Origin of the sequence: Ralstonia condita (genome assembly GCF_958405655.1) — a bacterium.
GTDB lineage: Bacteria > Pseudomonadota > Gammaproteobacteria > Burkholderiales > Burkholderiaceae > Ralstonia > Ralstonia condita.
In genome coordinates, this window is sequence record NZ_CATYWO010000004.1 from 391,448 (window position 1) to 412,444 (window position 20,997).

At 59.7% G+C, this 20,997-nt stretch carries 15 protein-coding genes and 2 tRNA genes; 6 read left to right on the forward strand and 11 right to left on the reverse strand.

What is annotated here, in order from left to right; all coding sequences use genetic code 11:
* The first annotated feature begins 28 nt into the window (after positions 1–28).
* From R2N03_RS15640 to R2N03_RS15650, 3 genes are read left to right on the forward strand one after another with little or no spacing between them, the layout of a single operon-like run.
* On the forward strand, positions 29–733 hold the full coding sequence (locus R2N03_RS15640) for a response regulator (protein WP_316658571.1): 705 nt from the start codon (positions 29–31) through the stop codon (positions 731–733).
* On the forward strand, positions 726–2,282 hold the full coding sequence (locus R2N03_RS15645; RefSeq protein ID WP_316658572.1) for a sensor histidine kinase: 1,557 nt from the start codon (positions 726–728) through the stop codon (positions 2,280–2,282). The genes R2N03_RS15640 and R2N03_RS15645 overlap by 8 nt, the downstream gene beginning before the upstream one ends.
* Positions 2,279–2,584 carry a sodium/substrate symporter small subunit gene (locus R2N03_RS15650; RefSeq protein ID WP_316658573.1) on the forward strand — a complete coding sequence of 102 codons (306 nt, stop codon included), beginning with the start codon at positions 2,279–2,281 and terminating at the stop codon, positions 2,582–2,584. Before R2N03_RS15645 ends, R2N03_RS15650 begins: the two co-directional genes overlap by 4 nt.
* A gap of 29 nt (positions 2,585–2,613) precedes the next feature.
* On the opposite strand, the gene R2N03_RS15655 is transcribed toward R2N03_RS15650, so the two are convergent.
* From R2N03_RS15655 to R2N03_RS15670, 4 genes are all read right to left on the reverse strand, one after another.
* A complete protein-coding gene (locus R2N03_RS15655) occupies positions 2,614–3,264 on the reverse strand; it encodes a 3'-5' exonuclease (protein ID WP_316658574.1) in 651 nt (216 codons plus the stop codon).
* 13 nt (positions 3,265–3,277) lie between these two features.
* Positions 3,278–5,104: a DUF294 nucleotidyltransferase-like domain-containing protein gene (locus R2N03_RS15660; RefSeq protein WP_316658576.1), complete on the reverse strand. Its 1,827-nt coding sequence runs from the start codon at positions 5,102–5,104 to the stop codon at positions 3,278–3,280.
* 75 nt (positions 5,105–5,179) lie between these two features.
* A complete protein-coding gene (locus R2N03_RS15665; RefSeq protein WP_316658577.1) occupies positions 5,180–6,910 on the reverse strand; it encodes a cation acetate symporter in 1,731 nt (576 codons plus the stop codon).
* Positions 6,907–7,215: a DUF485 domain-containing protein gene (locus tag R2N03_RS15670; protein ID WP_316658578.1), complete on the reverse strand. Its 309-nt coding sequence runs from the start codon at positions 7,213–7,215 to the stop codon at positions 6,907–6,909. Before R2N03_RS15670 ends, R2N03_RS15665 begins: the two co-directional genes overlap by 4 nt.
* 499 nt (positions 7,216–7,714) lie before the next feature.
* Between R2N03_RS15670 and R2N03_RS15675 the strand changes: the two genes are divergently transcribed.
* The 3 genes from R2N03_RS15675 to R2N03_RS15685 all read left to right on the forward strand — a co-directional run bounded on the left by R2N03_RS15675 (position 7,715) and on the right by R2N03_RS15685 (position 10,303).
* Positions 7,715–9,418: an MFS transporter gene (locus R2N03_RS15675; protein WP_316658579.1), complete on the forward strand. Its 1,704-nt coding sequence runs from the start codon at positions 7,715–7,717 to the stop codon at positions 9,416–9,418.
* A 47-nt stretch (positions 9,419–9,465) separates the two neighbouring features.
* Positions 9,466–9,542, forward strand: a tRNA-Met gene (locus tag R2N03_RS15680).
* A 278-nt stretch (positions 9,543–9,820) separates the two neighbouring features.
* Positions 9,821–10,303 (forward strand): DUF488 domain-containing protein, encoded by a 483-nt coding sequence (locus tag R2N03_RS15685; RefSeq protein WP_238500822.1) that lies wholly within the window; start codon positions 9,821–9,823, stop codon positions 10,301–10,303.
* On the opposite strand, the gene R2N03_RS15690 is transcribed toward R2N03_RS15685, so the two are convergent.
* From R2N03_RS15690 to R2N03_RS15720, 7 genes are all read right to left on the reverse strand, one after another.
* Positions 10,260–11,090 (reverse strand): hypothetical protein, encoded by an 831-nt coding sequence (locus R2N03_RS15690; RefSeq protein ID WP_238500820.1) that lies wholly within the window; start codon positions 11,088–11,090, stop codon positions 10,260–10,262. The genes R2N03_RS15685 and R2N03_RS15690 overlap by 44 nt on opposite strands.
* Positions 11,091–11,121: 31 nt before the next feature.
* Positions 11,122–13,824, reverse strand: a complete 2,703-nt coding sequence (locus R2N03_RS15695; RefSeq protein WP_316658581.1) for a TnsA endonuclease N-terminal domain-containing protein — start codon at positions 13,822–13,824, stop codon at positions 11,122–11,124.
* Complete coding sequence (locus R2N03_RS15700) at positions 13,814–15,709, reverse strand: site-specific DNA-methyltransferase (RefSeq protein WP_316658582.1); 1,896 nt, start codon at positions 15,707–15,709, stop codon at positions 13,814–13,816. Before R2N03_RS15700 ends, R2N03_RS15695 begins: the two co-directional genes overlap by 11 nt.
* The gene (locus R2N03_RS15705) at positions 15,709–18,624 is read right to left on the reverse strand and encodes an ATP-dependent helicase (RefSeq protein WP_316658583.1); all 2,916 of its coding nucleotides are present in this window, start codon (positions 18,622–18,624) and stop codon (positions 15,709–15,711) included. Before R2N03_RS15705 ends, R2N03_RS15700 begins: the two co-directional genes overlap by 1 nt.
* Positions 18,621–18,836, reverse strand: coding sequence for a methylation-associated defense system helix-turn-helix domain-containing protein MAD1 (mads1, locus tag R2N03_RS15710; protein ID WP_316658584.1), 216 nt, complete (start codon positions 18,834–18,836; stop codon positions 18,621–18,623). Before mads1 ends, R2N03_RS15705 begins: the two co-directional genes overlap by 4 nt.
* A gap of 568 nt (positions 18,837–19,404) precedes the next feature.
* A tRNA-Ser gene (locus R2N03_RS15715) sits at positions 19,405–19,498 on the reverse strand.
* Between the two features lie 229 nt (positions 19,499–19,727).
* Positions 19,728–20,723: a PoNe immunity protein domain-containing protein gene (locus R2N03_RS15720; protein ID WP_316658585.1), complete on the reverse strand. Its 996-nt coding sequence runs from the start codon at positions 20,721–20,723 to the stop codon at positions 19,728–19,730.
* Between the last annotated feature and the right edge of the window lie 274 nt (positions 20,724–20,997).

Consider the following 20,997-nt stretch of genomic DNA (forward strand, 5'->3'; position numbering starts at 1 on the left):
CTCGCCCCAGCATCGCGGGGAGACACGCATGCGCATTCTGATTGCCGAAGACGACGCCACCTTGGCCGACGGGCTGACCCGTTCGCTGCGCCAGGCGGGCTACGCCGTCGACCGTGCCGCCGATGGCGCGGCCGCCGACGCTGCGCTGTCCGCCCAGACAGCGCAAACCTATGACTTGCTGATCCTCGATGTGGGCCTGCCGCGCATGTCGGGGCTGGAGGTGCTCAAGCGCCTGCGCTCGCGCGGGGCGATGCTGCCGGTGCTGATCCTGACCGCCGCAGACAGTGTGGAAGAGCGCGTCAAGGGCTTGGACCTGGGCGCCGACGATTACATGGCCAAACCCTTCGCCCTGTCGGAGCTGGAGGCGCGCGTGCGCGCACTCGTGCGGCGCGGCGCGGGCGGCGGCGCGACGCTGGTCCGGCATGGTCCGCTGGCGTTCGACCAGGTGGGGCGCATCGCCTATATCCATGACCAGGTGGTCGAGCTCTCCGCTCGCGAAATCGGCCTGCTGGAGATTCTGCTCGCGCGCGTGGGCCGGCTGGTGTCGAAGGAACAGCTGGTCGACCACTTATGCGGCTGGGGCGAGGAAGTGAGCAACAACGCCATCGAGGTCTATATCCATCGGCTTCGCAAGAAGATCGAGGTGGATGGCATCCGCATTGCCACCGTCCGCGGGCTCGGCTATTGCCTGGAACGCGCTGCCACCACGGCCCCGGCTGCCGCCCATGGTTGATCGGCTGGCTTGGCCCTGGCGCCGCCCCCGGGCACCGCGACCGGAACGTCCCGGCACCGCGCCCACGGCTGACGACCGCGACCTCGCTGACACCCTTCCCCACTTGGAAGACGACGCCTCGCGGCCCGTCGCGCGCTCGCTCTTCGGCGAGATTCTCGACTGGATGCTGGCGCCCCTGCTGCTGCTCTGGCCGATGAGCATTGCTGTGACCTACCTGGTGGCCAAGTCGATTGCAAACGCGCCTTACGACCGCGCGCTGGAATCGAGTGCCATCGTGCTCAGTCAGCAATTGCGCGAAGTGAACGGTCGCGTGACGCTGCAATTGCCGATCTCGGCGCGCGAGATCCTGCGCGCGGACGAAACCGACAACATCTATTACCAGGTGCTCGGCACCAATGGCGAGTTCGTCTCGGGTGACCGCGACCTACCCTTGCCTCCCGAGGAAGATGCGGGTGCCGGCGGATTGGTTCAGCTGCGCGACGAACGTATCCATGGCGCGGACATCCGCGTTGCCTACACGTACGTGCAGCAGCCCGGCGCCGCCGGCAAACCCGCGCTGGTGCAGGTGGCCGAGACGCTCGACAAGCGTGCGCAACTGGCCAATGAAATCATCAAGGGCGTGATCCTGCCGCAGTTCGTGATCCTGCCGCTGGCGGTGATCCTGGTGTGGTTCGGGCTCACGCGGGGTCTGGCGCCGCTCAATGCCATCCAGGAGCGCATCCGAGCGCGCAACCCGGGAGACACCAGCCCCATCGACGAAGGCGCCGCGCCGCAGGAGCTGACCCCGCTGGTGGCGTCGTTCAATGATCTGCTCGGGCGGCTGGAGCAATCGGTGCACACGCAAAAGCGTTTCATTGCCGACGCCGCGCACCAGATGAAGACGCCGCTGGCAGGTCTGCGCATGCAGGCCGAGCTCGCCCAGCGCGAGCAATCGCCTGACGAATTGCGCCGCACGCTCGCACATATCGCCGACAGTTCGGATCGCACCGCGCACCTGGTCAAGCAACTGCTCTCGCTTGCGCGCATGGAGAACATGGGCGCGACCGACGGCATGGTGCCGCTGGACATCTGTGCGCTATCACGCGAGGTGGTGGCCGACTGGCTCTCGAAGGCATGGGCCAAACACATCGATCTCGGTTTCGAGGAGCCCGGCGCTCCGGTCAGGATCTCCGGCAATGCGACGATGCTCGCCGAGATGCTCAACAACCTGCTCGACAACGCGATCCGCTACACGCCCGAGGGCGGCCGCATCACCGTGCGCATCACCACTGCGCCGTTCGAGCCCTTCGTCTTCATCGACGTCGACGACACCGGCCCCGGCATCCCTGTGGCAGAACGTGAACGCGTCATGCAGCGTTTCTATCGCATCCTGGGTACGCAGGCGGAAGGCAGCGGATTGGGCCTGGCCATCGTGCGCGAAATCGTGCAGCAGCACGGCGGCGACATCGAAGTGCTCGACAACGTGTATCAGACGTCTCCGCGCATGGCCGGCGCACGCTTTCGCATTACGCTGCATCGTGGCTCGCCCGGCGAGGAGCCCAGCGCATGAGCATCACACCTGGCACACCGTCGCGCCGCCGCTGGATCACCAACATGCGCTGGATTGCCGCGCTGCTTGGCGTGTGGTTCGTGGTGACCTTCGTAGTGGCGTTCTTCGCCCGCGATCTGTCGATGCGCATTTTCGATTGGCCGTTTGCCTACTGGGTGGCAAGCCAGGGGGCGCCCATCGCCTACGTACTGATCACGGTGCTCTATGCATGGCGGACCAACCGCGCCGCGGACGCAGCCGAACACGACGCCGAGGCTGCACAGGCGCCTGCCCAGGATCAATCACGGCCGCCTTCCATCTGAGGCGCCGACAAGGCTCGCCGCGCACAGCATCAAGCCGCACCCAGGTGGCGCAGCTTGACGAAGGCAAGCGCGGCCATCACGGCATCGTTGAGCGCGTCGTGCGCATCCCACGTCGGCAGGCCCAACTCGGCCATCAAGGTGGAGAACCGCAGGTCCAGATCCGGGTCACCCTGTTGCCGGTAGGGCGGCAATTGCCGAAACCGGTAGTCGTAGTACAGCGCGGAGATTTCGATCTTCGGCTGCGGCAGGCCGATACCCAGCATCGGTATCAGCACCCGGTTGAGCATGGCCACATCGAATTCGAGGTAGTAGCCCACCAACGGCCGGCTGCCGATGAACTGCAGCAACGATCGGACCGCCTGCTCAACCGGCACGCCATCGGCCAGATCCCGTTTTCGCAAGCGGTGCACGCAAATGCTGTCAGCGCCCACTTCGCCCTGCGGCTTGATGAGAAGTTCCAGGCGTTCGCTGGTCAGGATGCGATCGCCGACAATGCGGACCGCGCCGATGGAGATGATCTCGTCGGTGCGCACGTTCAGGCCGGTGGTTTCGCAGTCGAGCGCGACCCATTCGTCGGCAGGCGGCGGATCGAACAGGAACCGGAACGCCGGATCGCGCAGCTTGCCCAGCAAGCGCCGCCTGCGCAGCGCCTGCAGCGAGTCTGCAAGCCACCTGTTCATGTCCGCGACCCGCTCAGAGCCACTCGGTGCGCAGGCGCTGCCGCAGGAGCGCCTTGAAACGCTTGACCGCGCTCAGCGCATCCTTGAGCAAGTCGCGCTCCAACGACGACAGGCGCGATGGATGGACATCGCAAGACACGGGCTGATGCGCGTCGATTTCAGCGAGGCCGGCCTTCAGGCGCAACATCATCAGCAGGTGGAGGCTCTCGCTCAACTCCATCGCCGTCTGATGGTCGATTGCCTCGGCGCGCACCAGCGCGTTCAGACGCTGCACGGTGCCGGTCTCATCGAGGACACGGTGCGCGAGCGCGAGGCTGCGCACGCCATGAACGATGGGGAAGATGCCCTCCTTTTTTACGTCGATCACCGGGTCGGTATCGCCCAGGTTCAACCAGCGATTGCGCCAGCCCGAGGCCGGACTGAAGGCCTCGATCGCAGCCGCAAACCGGCCGAGCATGGCGTCGTTGTCGAGCGTCAATTCGAGCAGGGTTCGCTTCAGTTGCTGCAGCAGGGAAGCATCCCCGCACACCGCGTGCGCATCAAAGAAGATCGCAAGATTCATCAGACCCTCCGGGCTCGGCAGGATCAGCCATTCGCGGATGCGCCGGGTGAAATCGCTGACGCTCAGACACCATTCTGGTCGACTGAGCATGACACCGCCCGGGCAAGGCGGGTAGCCAAAGGCAGCGAGCGCATCCGAAAAGCGCGTGACGATCCCCTGCAGATCAGGCGGCGGCGCATAGCCATCGCGCAACACCAGCGCGTTGTCCTGGTCCGTCTTGAGGAGCTGTTCCCCACGGCCCTCGCTACCCATGACGAAGAGACAGCTGTTGGCTACCAGCTCAGGAGGCGCGATCATCTGCCACGCTCGCTCGAACAGGCGCGCATTGATCTCGCGCACAAGGTTGGCGATGTGATCGACGCGTGAGCCGCCATGCAGCAGCAGTGACACCATGCGAGTGACCTGCGATGCCACCTGCGCGAGGGCATCCAGATCCTGCGCCAGATTGATCTGCACGGTCAGCAGATACGAGTGGTTGGCCAGGAAGCTGAACACGTCCAGCGACTCGAGCAGGCCGACGATGTCGTCTTCATGGGTCACCACCAGCCGGTGTACGCGATGGCGCAGCATCAGCGTCAGCGCGTCGCCGATCTGCGCGGACGTCGGTATGGTGATGAGCGAGAACTGGCTCATCCGCCCGACTGGCAGGCGATCGAGCTGCGTCCCCTCCAGGATGGCCCGCTGCAAGGAACTGCGCGTGAAGATGCCCAGGCGCGCCGGCTCCGTGGAGCCATCGCGCACCAGCACATTGGACGTGTTGTGCGCCTGGAACAGCTTGACCACGGAGACCACGTCGATGCCGGCATCGACGAAATGGGCAGGCCTGATGAACGCGTCGCTCACGCGCGAGACAGCGAGCGACTGCATTGTTTCCATGCTCTGCCGCTGCGCAATCACACCGAGCTTGCTGCCGAGGTCGGAGAACAGCAGCGCACCGAATGTGGCGTTGGCAGCGATCAGATCGCGCACCGCCTGGCGTGCGACCTGATAGGCGATGACCTCTTCGGCGGCAACGAAACGGCTGCTGGCCTTGCCTGCCACCAGCGCGCGCCCGTCGAAGCAGTCGTCGGCGCCATAGGTAGCGATCAGCTCGTCACCGTCATACTGGGCGACAGCGCCCTTGATGATGACAAACAGATGCTGCGGCGCCGTGCCGACATCCAGGATGACCTGGCCTTCGGGGTAGTAGCCGATATCGACGGCGTCTCGCACCAGGCGCTGTTCATCCTGGGTCAGGCAATCGAAGGGCCAGACGGAAAAATTGAAGGCGCTGGGCATGGTGGCCTGAAGGGCGGGCGATGTTTTCCATCGTCCGCCCTCCGTCAGCGCGGCGCGGGGCCGCGGGTTGGCCGGTTAGTGGCCCGATGCACCGGCAGCGCCGAGGCCGGTCTCCGAGCGCACCTGCTGTGCGGCAAAGGAAGCCTTTTCATTCTTGGCGCGGACGCTCGTGTCGAGCACCGAGAACAGCCACACGCCCACGAAGCCGATCGTCATCGAGAACAGTGCCGGCGACGTGTACGGGAACCAGGCGGAGCCCTTCGGATAACCCAGCGTGGCTTCCCACACCGACGGCGACACGATCGTCAGACCCACCGACGAAATCAGGCCCAGGAAGCCGCCGATGACCGCGCCGCGCGTGGTGCAGCCCTTCCACAGCATCGAGAGGAACAGCACCGGGAAGTTGGCCGAAGCCGCCACGGCAAACGCCAGGGACACCATGAAGGCGATGTTCTGCTTTTCAAACGCGATGCCCAGCAGCACGGCGATGATGCCCAACACCACCGTGGTGATGCGCGAGACCTTCAGTTCGTCTGCGCTGTTGGCCTTGCCGTTCTTGAACACGGTTGCGTACAGGTCGTGCGACACGGCCGAGGCACCGGACAGCGTCAGCCCCGCCACCACCGCAAGAATCGTGGCGAAAGCCACCGCGGAGATGAACCCGTAGAACACGTCGCCGCCAACCGTCTTGGCCACCAGCACCGCAGCCATGTTGGCCGTGCCGGCGCCGCCCTTGATCACGCCCTTGGCCACGTCGGCCAGTTCGGGATTGGTCAGCACCAGCGTGATCGCGCCAAAGCCGATGATGAAGATCAGGACGTAGAAGTAGCCGATCCAGGTCGTGGCCCAGAACACCGACTTACGCGCTTCCTTGGCATCCGGCACCGTGAAGAAACGCATGAGGATGTGCGGCAGACCGGCCGTACCGAACATCAGCGCCATGCCGAACGAGATTGCCGAAATCGGATCCTTGATGAAGCCGCCCGGCGACATCACCGACAGGCCGATCTTTGCAGCGTCGTCAGGTGACTTGCCCGCATTGGCGGCGATCGCGGCCTTGACCTGGACCGCCTTGGCGAAGAGCGCTTCCGGGCTGAAGCCATACTGCGCCAGCACCATGATCGCCATGAACGTCACACCTGCAAGCAGCATGCACGCCTTGATGATCTGCACCCAGGTCGTTGCGGTCATGCCGCCGAACAGCACGTAGACCATCATCAGCGCACCGACGATGACGACCGCCACCCAGTAGTCGAGACCGAACAGCAGCTTGATGAGCTGGCCCGCACCGACCATCTGCGCGATCAGGTAGAACGCCACGACTATCAGCGTGCCGACGGCCGCGAAGCTGCGGATCGGCCCTTGCTGGAATCGATAGCCGGCGACGTCGGCAAAGGTGAACTTGCCGAGGTTGCGCAGCCGCTCCGCCATCAGGAAGGTGATGACGGGCCAGCCGACCAGGAAGCCGATCGAGTAGATCAGCCCGTCATAGCCGGAGGTCATGACGGCAGCCGAGATACCCAGGAAGGATGCGGCCGACATGTAGTCGCCCGAGATCGCCAGGCCGTTCTGGAAACCAGTGATGCCGCCGCCGGCCGTGTAGAAATCGGCAGCCGAGCGCGTACGCGACGCCGCCCACTTGGTGATCCACAGCGTGCCCGCCACGAACACCGCGAACAGCACGATGGCCGTGGTGTTGGTGGCCTGCTTGGCGGTCTGTCCGACATCGCCGCCCGCAGCCATGGCCGCGCCGCAAGCGCCAGCGGCCAGCAAGGCCACCAGCATCAGGGAAAGGGTTTTCTTCATTTGGCGACGTCCTTCAGGATGTCCTGCGTCAGTTGATCGTATTCGCTGTTTGCGCGGCGCACGTAGATGCCCGTGATGATGATGGTGAAGAGGATCACCGCCGCGCCGACTGGCACGCCAACGCTCGTCACGCCTGTGCCCACGGGCCTGGCGAGAAACGATTTATCAAATGCGATCAGTGCGATGTAGCCGTAGTACACGACCATCATCAGCACCGTCAGGAAGATGCCCAACTTATTGCGGCGCCGCTTGAGCTCCGCATACTTGGGATGCGCTTCGATTTTTCCAACCAATCCATCTTGCATCGCCGGTCTCCTCGTTCTCTCTTGGGATCGATGCGCCGATTCTCATTAGCGAAACTGACTGAACTCTTACTGGGCACGCCCGAAACGGCATCTCTGTGATAGTGGTTTTCCCTAGCGATGCGGTCATACGTGGCGCAGGTTTTCACGCCGCAATCGCAGTCAGCGACAGGAACAGCCGGGGCATGTCCGGCCTTCTTGTGCGTATGCACATCTGCCGGTCTGCCAGATGCCCAGCGGAGCGGGATGCGGCCGTATCGTTCTTGATGGTGCAATGCACGAGCAGAACTGATCTGCGAGCGAGCGATCCCCTGTGGGGAACATCGCCTCAAGTGCCTGATTTTCCGGGGGTCCTGACGAAGTTGCCCAAGCGGAATCCGCGCAAGCGTTTGTCAGAACGCCGTAAGTTTCGCTTCCCACAATCGTTCACGATTCCGCGGGCGATTGCGTTGCGTTGTCATGTCCATGCCCAGCGGGACGACCTATTAAAAGAGGAGACAACATGGCAACCGTGCAGAGTGCACCGAATGCGCCCACCAGGCGCATGCAGCCCGCGCCCATGACGAGAGAGGAGAAGAAGGTCATCTTCGCCTCGTCACTGGGGACGGTGTTCGAGTGGTACGACTTCTACCTCTACGGCTCGCTCGCGGCCATCATTGCCAAACAGTTCTTCTCCGGGCTCGATCCAACGGCGGGGTTCATCTTTGCGCTGCTCGCCTTTGCGGCGGGTTTCCTGGTGCGTCCGTTCGGCGCGCTGGTGTTCGGTCGCCTGGGCGACATGATCGGGCGCAAGTACACGTTCCTGGTCACTATCGTCATCATGGGCACCTCGACGTTCATCGTCGGCCTGCTGCCCTCATACGGCACGATTGGTGTAGCGGCGCCGGTCATTCTCATTGCATTGCGTCTCTTGCAAGGCCTCGCACTGGGCGGTGAATACGGTGGCGCCGCCACGTACGTCGCCGAACATGCCCCGCACGGCCGCCGTGGCGCCTACACGTCTTGGATCCAGACAACGGCCACGCTCGGCCTGTTCCTGTCGCTGATCGTCATCCTGGTGGTGCGGGAGCTGACCGGCAAGGCGTTCGATGACTGGGGCTGGCGCATCCCGTTCCTGGTGTCGATCCTGTTGCTTGCCACGTCGGTGTACATCCGTCTGTCGATGAGCGAGTCTCCGGCGTTCCAGAAGATGAAGGCTGAGGGCAAGACCTCCAAGGCCCCGCTGACGGAAGCCTTCGGTCAGTGGCGCAACCTCAAGATCGTGATCCTGGCGCTGATCGGCCTGACCGCCGGCCAGGCCGTGGTGTGGTACACGGGCCAGTTCTACGCGCTGTTCTTCCTCACGCAAGTGCTCAAGGTGGACGCGTTCACGGCCAACGTGCTGATTGCGGTGGCGCTGGCCATCGGCACGCCGTTCTTCGTGTTCTTCGGTTCGCTCTCCGATCGCATCGGCCGCAAGTGGATCATCATGGCCGGCTGCCTGCTGGCCGTGCTGACGTATTTCCCCTTGTTCAAGGCACTCACGCACTACGCCAATCCGGCGCTGGAGCGCGCCCAGCAAACCGCACAGATCGTCGTCAAGGCCGATCCGAACGAATGCTCGTTCCAGGGCAGCCCGATCGCGCGCGAGGTGGACTTCCGTTCGTCGTGCGACATCGCCAAGCGCACGCTCGCGCAGTCTTCGGCCAGCTATGAATCGGTCGATGCGCCGGCGGGCACCGTGGCTTCGGTCACGATCGGGGGCAAGGAGATCGCCTCGCTCAACGCCAGCCGCACCGCCGACGGCCAGAACTTCGACGCGGACAGCAAGGCGAAGATCGCCGACTTCAAGAAGCAGGTGTCCGACTCACTGAAGGCTGCCAACTACCCGGCCAAGGCCGATCCGGCGCAGATGAACACGGTCATGGTGCTGGTGATCCTAGTCATCCTGGTGATCTACGTCACGATGGTCTACGGCCCGATCGCCGCGATGCTGGTAGAGATGTTCCCAACACGCATCCGGTATTCGTCGATGTCGCTGCCGTATCACATCGGCAACGGCTGGTTCGGGGGGCTGCTGCCGACCATCTCCTTCGCCCTGGTGGCGCAGAACGGCAACATCTATCACGGGCTGTGGTATCCGATCTGGATCGCCGGCCTCACCTTCGTGATCGGGGCGCTGTTCGTGCGCGAAACCAAGGACGTGGACATCTATCGCAACGATTGACGAGGGGGTTGACACCTTCATCGGAGGCGGTATAATCCCGCTTCTTCGGCGAATTAGCTCAGTCGGTTAGAGCGACGGAATCATAATCCGCAGGTCCGGGGTTCGAGTCCCTGATTCGCCACCAAATACCAGAAGGGTTTGCAGGTTAGCGCTTGCAAACCCTTTTGCTTTTCTGGTCTACGTGTAGGCACCATGTAGGCATTCTGCGCGGATATAAATCCATGTCGATCCATATCGGTGGATAGTACGGCGTGCGAAACATTGACGTTGTCTCCTGCTCAGCCAGGACATTGACAGTGATCCGATAAGTCGCCCCGCCGCTCAACCGGCGAGTTGTCACGAATATCAAGTCGCGCCCGGACCGGTATCATCCGCTGCGCCACCTTTCGACGGAGCTCTTTGATGACTGTTTTCACCATTGGCTACGAAGGCTTGGACATCGACACGTTTATGTCGCTACTCGCGGAGCACGCAATCGACACTGTCGTTGATATCCGGGAGTTGCCCCTGTCACGCAAGCCCGGCTTCTCGAAGAAAGCACTGGCGGGCGTGCTCAATCTCTCTGGCCTCGAATACGTCCACATGGCCGATCTAGGATGCCCGAAGCCAGTGCGCGATCGCTATCGCGAGGATGGCAATTGGAAGCGCTACACCCAGGGCTTCCTCAAGCACTTGACTACGCAAGCTCGCGCCATCGCTGAACTGTCTGACTTGGTAGGCTCGTCAAACTGCGCGTTGCTCTGCTACGAGGCCGACTTTAACTTCTGCCACCGCTCAATGGTCGCGAACGCGGTGAGTGTGCACTGTGGCGCTGAGATCGAACACATCTCGATCGGCGGCGCTAAAACAGCAAGCCCTGCCGCTCGTCAATTGGCTTTCGCTTAGGCGGGTAAACCAGACTGATAACCAGCCACTGGTCTTGGAAGCGGTGCTGGTTGCCCATCAGAAACATCAAATCTTTGTTTCCGAGATCTTCCTCCAGCTTGGCCCGGAACGGCTTCTCCCAGTCAGGACCATGGCTCTGGCGACACCTCCAAAATAGCGCGCCAGCTTCCCAATCAACGATTTTGTGCTTGTGCTCCTTCTCGCCCTCAGGCGTGTCGCATACGTACCTGTAGTAAAAGTCGAACGGCACCTTGCGCAGCTGCTTCACTCGCCGCCTCTCCTCGGCCTCCGAAAAGAGATTGCCTTGCATCTGCTCCTGTAACAGTTTTTCCCGCTCTTCATCCGTCCAATCTGCGTTCCTGGCCTTGATGACCTCAAGACTAAGCAGCCGCTTTGGGCGCAGCAGTGCGAGCGACAGCCCATCTGCAAGCCTTGCCGCATCGATCGCATCCAAACTGTCGAACGTCGGCATCTTGTCCAACCACTCCCATCGGCCTGCCCACGCCTTTTTGGTGTCAATCACGTCGCCACAGTTAATCGTGTCGACGTAGACCTTGTGGCTTTCTGGCCGATGATCTTTGGTGGCCTTGTCGACTCGCACATCGATCCACTGCCATTTCTTGAATTGCTGTCCGTCTTCGATCATCCGGAACGGCACAGGGAAGAGACGGCGCATCGATCCGTTCTGAGCGATACCCGCAACACAGGACGTTTCGACGTACTGTGCGCTAGGTGAGGGGTAGGTCTTCGCCAGAATCAGGATGCGTTCGATTCGTCCCAGTGCCATTTTTTTTTGCCTCCCCACGTGCTCGGCGCCGCTATAGCAGAATCCGGTAGCGGTGATTGTCCGCATCCGTAGATTTCAGGATGCGGTACTCCATGCCGCTGGCCACCGCGATCTGTTGGGCGAAGTCTTTCTTAGCCTGCACCACAGCGTCCTCGACTTGATTGTCAGCCTTCACTTCGACAATCACGTATTTCAGACTGCCATCCGGATCTTCACGCTCAAAAATGAAGTCCGGATAGTAGCTGCGCACCGTGCGCGATTCCGGGTCGATGTACTGTATGAAGAAGTCAGACTGGCCGTGGGTCAACATACCGGTGAAATAGACCTTCTTCACGCGCTCCTCACGCAGCAAGTCCCAGAACAACTGGTTTTCCGACCTTGAATCGAAGCAGTAGGTGTCGAGGTGGAAGCTCTTGGCGCGCTCGTCGTCCTTGATCCCGCTGTCGACCATGCGGACGATTTTCTTTTTGAAGGCAGTCACCTCGTAGTAGCCGTTCGGAGGCATCTTGATCAGATCGACCTCGCGCTCCTCCGTTTGCTGCGATTCGTCCAGGTCGTAAAGCTGCCGAAACAAGCGCGGGATGATCTCATCGTAGAGCAACTCGTTGAACTCATTGGTCATCGCCACCAGCTCGTCGGTGCCCTCTTTTGTCGAGTCGAGTAGCTCTTCGATCTCCAGCGGGCTACGGTTGATGTACCGTGACACCTCCGCAATCAACATCATTCGCGAGAACGTCCGCTTCTCGCGCAGTGCGGTCAGATCGAGGGTACGACTAGCCGAAGTGCGCGCGGCATCAGCGACAGTTAAACCTTCTTGCTGCGTCTCGATCAGCCGGTACTTCTCCACCAGCGTTTTCCATGCTTCCCGGTCGTTGCGATCTAAGCCCAACGCCTGACCTGGCGCAAACTGCTTTTCGCGCATCTCGTATTGCTTGCGTACACGTACCAGCTTGATCTTGACCGGCGGCTCTACCACGCGTACTTCCACTCGTTCCTTGTCGCTGGCCGTCTTTTGCAGCTCGTCGACGCTGATGCGGAAGTTTTGCTGCAACTCATCGTTCAGCGTTTGCAGGTTGTCGTTCGAAAGGAAGACATGGCCGGTATGCTGAGCCCCGCCGATGGCGCGTAAGCAGCGCATGGTGGCTTGCAATACGAAAACCTTGGATTTCGGCTCACGGAACAGGCCCACACCGAACAGCGAGCGACAATTCCAGCCTTCGCGTCCCTTGTTGACTAGCAAGATGAACTGCTTCTCCGAGCCCTGGGTGTCAAGGCGGTTGAACTCGCGGATGTCATCGTTGGTTGTGTGCTTCTCATCGCCGACATTGACCAAGATGCGCGAGGTCGGGATGCCATGTTTGATGAGCGCCCGCTCAACCGCAGGCTTCAGCTCGCCGGTCAACTCGTCGATGGTAGCGGCGAAGAATGCTAATTTGGGCAGTAGGCCGTCCGGGCGCAGTTCGCCGGACTCCTTTAGGAAGTTTTCAACTGCGATGTCAACAAACTCATCAGTGCGGGTGTTGGCGTAGCCGTGCAACACCACTTTCTTGAGGAAGCCTCTGTCGATAGCCTCCTTGAGGCCGTAAGCGTACACAACCTCGGGCAACACCTCGCGTCCGACGTAGGGCGTACCGGTGTAGTTGTAGCAGGCCACCACACGGGTTCCTGCTACATTCAGGCTTGCCGCCAGCTCGTCGATAGTTTTGCGAAGGCTGGTTTCTGTTGAGACCGTCCCCATGTCTTTGGCTAACGCCTTGCCAAAGGCGTGATGAGCCTCGTCCACATAGATGCCGAGTTGCTCCAGACGGCACAATTTCTCGAATCGCTGGTTGGTGGTTAAATCTCCCTCTTCCTCTGGTTGGTCGAAGGCGTACAGATCGGCCGCGTTGGCATAGACACTAGGGGTGGCATAGATGTCGCCAGTCGCACCAAAGAGCTTGGCAGTAGGGGTCTTGTCTCTACGCTGGCGCTTGAGGATGATTTTGTGGGTGTTAGAGACAATGATGTTGAAGCGCGACCGATCCAGCGTGTCGAGCGAGGTTCCCGCCTCCTCCAAGTAGTGGAAGCGCAGGTGTGTCGTCAGGAAGCTGACGTACTCCGGCGGCACAACACGAGTCAAATCGAAAGACTCAATCTCCTTGAGCGACTGAAGTACCGTCTTGTCCGGGGCGAACACTAACGCGTTGTGACAGTACCGCGCATCCTTCTCGAACTTATTGCCGAGCAGGAACTCGTAAAAGATGCAGGTGGCCATGAGGATGGTTTTGCCCGTTCCCATCGTCAGCGCAAAGATGTAGTTCGGATAGGCGCGCGAGTTCTTACGCATCTTCTCGAACAGAACCTTGTACGAGTTCAATTCCAGCTCGTCGCTTTCGCCGAACTCGAACATCTCCTGCCCTGCAGTACCAAGGAAGGAGCCGAACTTGCGCCCCTCAAACTTACCGCTGCGCTCGTACCATGCCTTGAAGATCTCCTCGACCTTTGCGTTACCGATGAACTCCTTCAGGAAAACATAGGTCTCCAGCGCCTCGAACTGCGGTTGCCGTAGAAAGGCTTTGGGGTTCTTCTCCGGATTATTGAAGTCGAGGAACTTGCGGGTCAGCTCCTTGTAGTTCTGCCGGATTGCGCCCCGATTGGACTGGTAGAACTGCCACAGAAAGCGGAAGAATGCGAAATCCATCGACGCGCTGGACGCTTTGCTGGTGGCCTTCGTCGCTGCGCGTTTAGTCGCCATTGCTGATGCTCCCTTCCCACGATTCCGAAAGCAGGTCGGTGATCTTCACGCGAATGGTGCCCGCGTCCTCCGGTACCGTGTACACGCCCTTGACCAGATCCTCCTTGCCCGAAATATCCACTACCGCCGGTTGCAGCACTGCGCCGTCATAATTCCAGTCGATCAGCACGGATTCGACGAGTTCCTTCCAGTCGTCGACTGACTCTTTCTGGAGCGAGAGCTTTTGCAGCAGATTCATCGGGTAGAACTTCTCGATGACTAGTTTGCCCTTCTTGATGGCGAGCCTAGCCTGCGAATCGCGCTTGAACTCAAGATCGGCCTTGTCGCGTAGGATGTCGACCACTTCTACGTTGATCTTGAAGGGCTTGGCCGCCAGTTCTAGTTGCGCGGCCAAGTCCGGCTCATGGCCCATACAGACGAGAGTGATCTTCTCGACCGGCCGGTTCGGGCTTTCCTTCTGCTTGCGCTCCCACGCCTTGTAATCGAAGCCCGCGATCAATTCGTTCAGGTCGGCGCGCGTCGCGATGCGATTGACGGGCATGATTTTGACCATGCGTCCATCCTTCTCGCCGTCGAACACGGTACTGAATTCCAACTTCTGCACTTCCAGCGCTTCGATCAGCAAGTCTTTTGCTTGGACAGGGTTGCGGAAGACATCGTAGTGGTTAACGGTGTGCACCTCGAAGCCCGGATAGACCTTGGGAACATTGAAAACTGCAGTCCAATCCGCTACTGCGATCTCCCCGTCATCATCTTCGCCAGACAGCAGGTCCTCCCCGCCGCGCAAGCCGTTCTTGATGCTTGGCTTGTAGTTCGGGCCCACTATTTCTTCGTGAACAGCTAGAAGCCGCTTTGCCGTCGTCTGGATAGATGCCAAGTTAATGTCATTGCCGACGTAGCGACGACCATACTTGCTGCTGACTGCCTGGGTAGTCCCAGACCCCATAAAGCAGTCAAACACAATGTCGCCAGGATTCGAGTAGGCAAGAATAATCCGCTCTAGGAGAGCTTCAGGCTTCTGTGTCGGATACCCAACAACCTCCACCCGATCGGCTGGTTGCAACATGGGAAGCCGCCAAACGTCGTCGATGGTCTTGTGAGTTGAAGTGATGTAAACGACGTTGCCGTTCTCATCCTTGGCATTTACCAATGACTGCGTCGCCTTGTCCCAGACGCGCTTGATTTGCTGAACCGGTTCGTCTCGCTTCTCGCGCAATTTGTTGAACTGGAACTTGCCAGACTTGGAGTAGACCAATATCACGTCATGATCCGATGCAAAGCGATTGATATTGCCCTGCATCTTGTTGTAGTAGTGCCAGACGATCTCGTTTTGGAATGTCCCCGGACCAAAGATCTCATCCAGCAGAGCACGCAAATAGTGCGATTTGTGCCAGTCGCAGTGAAGACAAAAAACGCCATCCTCAGCCAGCAGTTCTCGCATCAGGATTGCGCGCTCGTAAATGAACTGCAGATACTCGTCGTTTGTCCAGACGTCGGTGTACTGCTTTTCTTCAAACGCTGTGTAGGCGCTCTCGGCGCTTTGCTTGTTAACCTTGATTTTTTTCTTGTATTCGATCTTAGAGTCAAAGGGAGGGTCGATGTAGATCAGATCAACCTTTCCTCGAAACTCCTTCAGCAGGTGGCTCATCACCTGAAGGTTGTCGCCCCAAAAAATCTTGTTGCGCCATCCGTCCACTTCCTCGCCGTGGATTTCCTTCAACTGAGCTGGATAGTACTGCGTCGACGCAAACGGGCGCTTACCGCGCCAGTTCAACATCGGATAGCCCTTGATTGGCTCAAATTCATACTTTTCGACGTTGATTGCGCCCCCATTGGGGGCGACCAATTGCAAGTTTTCCTGCACGGACGTGGTCGTCTTCGTCATTAGTCGTTCTTCCTAAATTTCCAGTTCTTGTTGTCGCAGTAAGCGCGCATGTCGCAGTTCTGGCACAGCTTGGTCGGTCGCGCGGCGATGCCGTAGTCCTGCCGCTCGATGCGCGTCACGATGTCATCGAAGCGCATGATGGTCTTCCCAATAGCACGGTCGTCCTTGTTGAAAGAGACGTAGGGATTGCCGCCGTCCTCACCGGTGTAGTACAGGTGCATCCGGCTAACCTGCTGGCCGGTGCGCTCCTCGACCAAGTGGGCGTATACCTCCAATTGGTGCTGGTATTGGCGCAGCCGATCCCGGTCCTTCTCCATGTCGGGCTTCTTCTCCGACTTGAAGTCGATGATCTCGACCGTATCCTGCTCGCCGCGAATGAGGTCAACGCTACCTTTGAGGATGTACTGATCCTTGACCAGCGAAATCTCGACCTCGGCCTCCTTGATGCGATCCCAGTTGCCGTTCTCACGGTCGTAGTAGCGCAGAACGTGCAGCAACGCTGCCTGCTGTGAAGACGGGGCAAGATACACTCGCTCCTTCTTCGACAGCATGGCGTAGTTGGCCGAGAACCAGCCTTCTATAGCCCCATGGCTGAGAGTTGCCTCCTCACCGCGCAACACCGTCTTGTGGATGTCTTCGATAGTTTGATGCACCAGCGTACCGAACAGCATCGGGCTTTCGCGAATGGGGGCGAACTCCAGTTCCTTGAAGAAGCGGTACTGCTCTGCACAGTTCTCGAACACGGTGATGTGCGAGGTGAAGGAGTATTCGCGCTTGAGGTTGATTTGCTTGACGGCCTCGAAGGTCAGCGCGGAGAGGTCAACGTCGCGCCAGCTCGGCAACTCGTTGAAGAGCCTCGCGAAGTATTTGGACGGTGACTTGCCGCGCCCATGCTTCACCTGCGAGGCCAGCACCAGCAAGTTCTGCGCACGCGAGAACGCGGTGTAGAACAAACGCCAGAAGTCGAAGTTCTTGATGTGGTCGAGCGGCTCGAAGCGTTCTTTCGAGAGGTAACCTCCGTCTTCCAGCAGCACGTCCAGTTCGCCGTACTGCTTGCGCGGCACCGCCTCCAGCGAACCGCAGACGACGACCGGGAACTCCAGCCCCTTCGACTGGTGAATGGTCAGGAAGGACACGCAGCCCTTGGGGGCGTACTCGGATTCGTCCTCATATTCGCCAATGCCGCCGTCCTGAAGAAAGCGAAGGAACTGGTTGAACAGGTCGCGGATATTCTTTTCCAGCCATTCCGGGTTCAGCACACTGACGAAGTGCAGATACTCGAACTTGGTAAGCAGCTTGGAGAAAGTGCCAAGATTGCGCGCCGCGCGGCCCCTATCCACGCCCTGCACGGCTTCTTCGGTAAGGAAGCGCGAGAATAGTGGGAACTGGAGCAGTTGGTAAAACAATCCAGAGAAGGCGTAGTCGGTGTTCTGCGCCAGCACGGCATGGCGCTTGGCCAGCGGACGCGCCCAATCCAGCAATGGCTTGTTCTCCGGCTTGCGCAGCTCCGCCGTGAAGGCCGCGAAGCACTGGTGGTCGTAGTAGTTCCAGACGGGCAAGGTGACACCTTCCGCCCAAACCCGCACCTTGGGAAACTGCGGGAACAGGAAGATCAACGCACCGATCATCAGGCGGACTTCCTCGCGCTCGAAGAACATGTTTGAGCGAGGCGAGAAAACGGGCACGCCTTGGGCTTCAAGAAAGCGTGCCAGCGCAACCACCTTATCGTTCTTGACGGAGCGAAACAGGAAGGCTACCTGATTCCAGTCCGAAAGCTTGTCCGCGTCCTTCAGCCCATTTAGGAAGGCCAGCACCTCAGCATGCCAGTTGGTAGTTTCATCCTGCTCGTCGCTGGCGGCCAATTGCACTGCCGTAGGGACGGCTGGGAAGTCGTCCTCGCGCGGCACAATCTGCTTGGCGAAACGGAAAGCGCGAGTGCCGTCGTCCCACGTCTGTTCACGCATCCACTCGTTGTAGAAGCGGATGATGTCCGGGTGCGAACGGTAGTTGACGGTCAGCTTGACCTGCTGGCACTGGCCATCGTCGAACAGTGAGGGAAACTCCAGAATGTTGCGGATCGTCGCGCCGCGAAAACGGTACAAGCCCTGGTCGTCGTCGCCGACAACGCACAGATTCCTCTTCTCGCCCGCCAGCAACAACAGGATGCGCTCCTGAATGGTGTTGGTGTCCTGATACTCGTCCACCATCAGGTAGGTCAGCTTCTCGCGCAATTTCCCCAGCACTTCGGGGCGCCTCTCCAGCAGTTGCAGCGCCTCATACTGGATGCCGGAGAAGTCGAGCGAGTTGCTCTCGTGCAGCAGTTCCTGATACTTGGCGAAGCATGCTGCCAGCGCGCGGATCTCCACTTCGGGAGCCGCCGCGAGCGCTGCAACATCGAGGGCTTCCTCGCTGACCTTGTTGAGCCATTTGAGCAGGTTTTCCGATTGCGACCAACGACCCGACTGGTCGTCGCCCATCACGAGTTGGGCGTCGGGCAGTTCACGGAAGTGCTTGATGTGCTGGTACAGGAAGTACTGCTGGTCAAACTGGTCAAACAGTGTGAAGCTGCGTTTTAGCCGTGTGAACTCGCGGAAGTCCTCCAACATGCGCAGGCAGATGGAATGGAATGTACCGAGGTACATCTCGTTCAGGTTGAACTGGATGCCCAGCTCGGACAGCCGGTTCGAAATACGGGTGGTGAGCTCGCGCGCAGCCTTATCAGTGAAAGTGACAACAAAAAGCGACTCTGGCGCGGCGCCTTTTTGCGTGATGAGATAGACGATACGCTCGACCAGCGTGAAGGTCTTGCCAGAGCCTGGACCCGCAATGATGAGCACAGGGCCTTCGGTGGCTAGGATGGCTTCAAGCTGTTGCAGGTTGGCCTTGCTTTGAAGAGCAGCGTCGATGCTACTCATTCTGCACCTCCGTCCTCACTGTCGACCGCTGCTTTGCCGATACGGCTGGCGATCCACTGATCCAGTTCGCCGCGACGGAAACGCCAGGTGCCGCCAAGCTTGAAAGCGGGGATTTGGCCGCTTGCGGCAAGACGGTAAACCGTGCGTTTCCCAGCCTTTAGGTAGGCCGCAACCTCATCAATCGTGAGGATTTCGTCCGACTGGTCACTCATCTAGTTACTCTCGGCTAACTACTCAATTCGATTGCTGGCGTATCTTGTCACAAGAATGGCAGGATTGAGCAAAGTTGAGCAAAGTTGGCACGAATGAGATGCCTGCGGGACAACACAATGCTGCGTGTCTCTGCACCGCGCTGTCTGCCACTCGATCGCGAGAAATTTCCGGAGGGCTCTCGGTTCGCGCCGATGTTCGATGTTGTCAGATAGGCATTCCAGAATGAGGAGTTGCTACCGACCTTCGACGGCGGTCCCGTTACCGCCCATCAGGCAAAGTTTGCGCGCACGCAAGAGCGGCGCGAATTGTTTAGCCCGGAACGGGTAGCGACTCATTTCAGCTCAGAGGCCCTTACTTGGCTCTCCGGCGACATCACCCAGGGCAAGACACAGATGCGCCCCACTACTTGATACGCGACCTCGACATCAACGAGATGCTGATACCGAGCCTACGTGTCGGTTCGCACAAAAGCTAACTCGACACTTGGCGATGCCTGAGGCCGGCAAATGGGCCAGAAAAAAGAAAACCCCGGAAGACCGCAATCTTCCGGGGTTGTTCCGCCACTGCTGGCGGAGACGGAGGGATTCGAACCCTCGATCCAGGTTTTGGCCCGGATGCTCCCTTAGCAGGGGAGTGCCTTCGACCTCTCGGCCACGTCTCCCAAACCTGCACCGCACGAAGGAGCCCGTGCGACGAAGCGCGCATTCTAGCCATTCCACCCTACGCGGTCAACGACGACTACTGACTACAGGGTGAAACTCTATGACCTCGGGTCGCTACCCCGCACCGGTTCAGGCGACTGCGCCTGGGCCGGCTCGAACGCCTTGTGGAGCGCGTGTACAGTCCGCCTTATTTACTACCTCGCAAGGCATCACGCCCCTAGGACGACACTACAGTTTTGGATCAGATTGATCGTTGTCCCACTGCCAGATGGTGCTGCCGTAGTCGGAAGCGACAGTCGGCATTACCTCACCATGCGCAAAATACCGCCGGGAACCAGCTTTTGCGGGGGTAAGCCAATAGCCCGCCTTCGGGCAAGTCTCCCCTGCTTCGCAACGCAAGCTAAGACGGTCAGAGTTGCTTCCGTCGGCGCCAGCATCAAGCTTCCTCGCAAAATCCACTAGGTCTTTCGGGTAGACCACGTGGTCTCGGTAGCTGGAGTCGTCCAACCCCAGCAGATAAGTCACGGCCGCCGCCTCAATGGCCCAATAGCCGTAGTAGGTGCCGCTCTCGTCAGCTTGCTTCAGGTGAGCACCGTGCCATGGCGTCTTCTCCATTGCCGAGTACCAGATCTCGAGATACTGCTTCAAATCCGCAATGCTCTCTTCATCAGTGTCCCGATACAGGCTATTGATCAGATCGCGGTACGGCCTGTCGTGGAACCACTGATCGACGTCGTACCGGCCTTCCAACTCGTACGCCAGCAAGTCTTCGTAAAGGGTGTCCTTACCAAGATAGGCCGGGTCGAGCATTGCGGCCAATCGTGGCAGCAAGTCGACTCGATGCAGCAGGTAGCACAGGCCAATCAACTGCATGGCCAGTTCATAGAGGTAAACCTCGCTGAACACAAACGGCGGATATGTCGCAGACTCTTCTGCGACGCGATTCAGAGTGCTGTACGCCTCAAAGCTTGTAATGACGTCTTCGAGTTCCCCCCTCATCGGCTCGATGGCACCACCAGCGGTGTAGCGCAGCATCATGAGCTGATATTGGCCCAACGCTCGCAACCAAGCCGCAGTTGCCTTACGTTCTGCCTCGGAACCGTTGGCAGGTATCGAATGCTTCCAATGCTCGGTGGTCTCCTGAAGAAACTTGGAGAGCCACTCAAAGTACCGCCGGTCCAAGAAGCGTTGACGACGCCCTTGCTCAAAATTCTGTGCTGTCATGTCTTGTTCCGCGCGGCGATGCGAGCCGCTTTCCGTTTCACTGCTTTTTCAACACCAGCGTCGTCATAGTGGTAGAGCGCCGGAAGATCATGTTTTGTGTGTTCATGATGGTCACCGTCGCCATACCAGACCGTCACATGTTCAGCTGCCGCCCTTAAGAAGAATGGGATATAGAGGAGATGCGTAAGCACCCGGTGAACCCGTCTTGCCAGCTAGGTGGCGCTGGGCGTCCAGCGATGCGGGAGCAGTTCGGCGATGTCGGCCGCCTTGTGGG